This window comes from Acinetobacter sp. YH12252 (genome assembly GCF_013417365.1).
In the GTDB taxonomy this organism is placed as follows: Bacteria; Pseudomonadota; Gammaproteobacteria; order Pseudomonadales; family Moraxellaceae; genus Acinetobacter; species Acinetobacter towneri.
Genome location: NZ_VPEA01000043.1, coordinates 1 through 1,289 on the forward strand (window position 1 = coordinate 1; position 1,289 = coordinate 1,289).

General features: G+C 37.9%; 1 protein-coding gene. It reads left to right on the top strand.

Going from position 1 to position 1,289, the window contains the following annotated elements:
- Positions 1-90: 90 nt before the first annotated feature.
- Positions 91-1,223 (top strand): IS3-like element ISAba14 family transposase gene (locus FTV28_RS13445; RefSeq protein ID WP_225530522.1). Its coding sequence is split into 2 segments (ribosomal slippage): positions 91-343 and positions 343-1,223, totalling 1,134 coding nucleotides; the frame shifts between segments, so codons are not numbered across the junction.
- Positions 1,224-1,289 lie beyond the last annotated feature (66 nt).

Sequence of the window (1,289 nt, forward strand, 5' to 3'; positions counted from 1 at the left end):
TTAGAGATGGATCCGGAAATTTGAACAACTCCTATAAGTGATACTCTGCTCCTCAAATGATGTTATAAACATCAATATATGGAGTATTTTATGGCACGTAGACCAAGAAGAAATCATTCAAACGACTTTAAGGCTAAGGTAGCACTTGCTGCGATCAAAGCAGAAAAAACACTTGCTGAATTGAGTTCTGAGTTTGATGTTCATCAAAACCAAATTATTGACTGGAAAAATCAATTGATCTCAGCTTCCTCACAAGCTTTCGATCAATCAAAAGCTCCATCAGAACCTCCCATTGATCTTAAAAAGTTACATGCAAAAATCGGTGAGCAGGCATTAGAAATTGATTTTTTAGAAGGTGTGTTGAAGAAACTGGGCCGCTTCAACCACAAAAGTTAATCGATCACTCACTTCAGATTTCAGTATCTAAACAAGCTAAGTTACTGAAAGTCTCTCGTGGTTGTTATTATTATCGCCCAAAACCTGTTAGCTCATCAGATCTGAAGCTGATGCGATGTATTGATGAATTACATATGCAATATCCTTTTGCAGGCAGTCGTATGATGCGTGATTTGTTGAATCGTCAAGGGCATCATATAGGACGACGTCATACACGTACTTTAATGAAGAAAATGGGTATTCAGGCGTTATATTGCAAACCAAATTTAAGCCAGGCTAATCAAGCTCACCGTAAATATCCATATCTGCTCAAAGGATTGGCTATTCAGCGCAGTAATCAAGTGTGGTCTACTGATATAACGTATATCCCTATGGCAAAAGGCTTTGTTTATTTATGTGCTGTGATTGATTGGCATAGCCGCAAGGTACTTGCGCATAGGGTATCGATTAGTATGGAGGTGGATTTTTGTATTTCGGCTTTAAATGAAGCGATTGAAAAATATGGATCACCTGAAATATTGAATACAGACCAAGGCAGTCAGTTCACCAGTGATGCATTTATTGATGTATTGAAATCAAATGGCATTCAAATCAGTATGGATGGTAAAGGTCGATGGGTAGATAATGTGATGGTTGAACGATTATGGCGGAGCGTTAAATATGAAGAGGTGTATCTCAAAGCTTATAGCAGTGTCACAGATGCGAAAAAGCAATTGAGTGCATATTTTGAGTTTTATAATCTGAAACGACCTCATTCGAGTCTAGACAAAATGACACCAAATGAGTTTTACTATGATCAGCTACCCCAACAAAACAAGGTGGCTTAACTAGAGCGGAATATCACTTATAAATACGCTTTTAGTTGTTCAAACAAGTGGAACCACCTCTGTTTG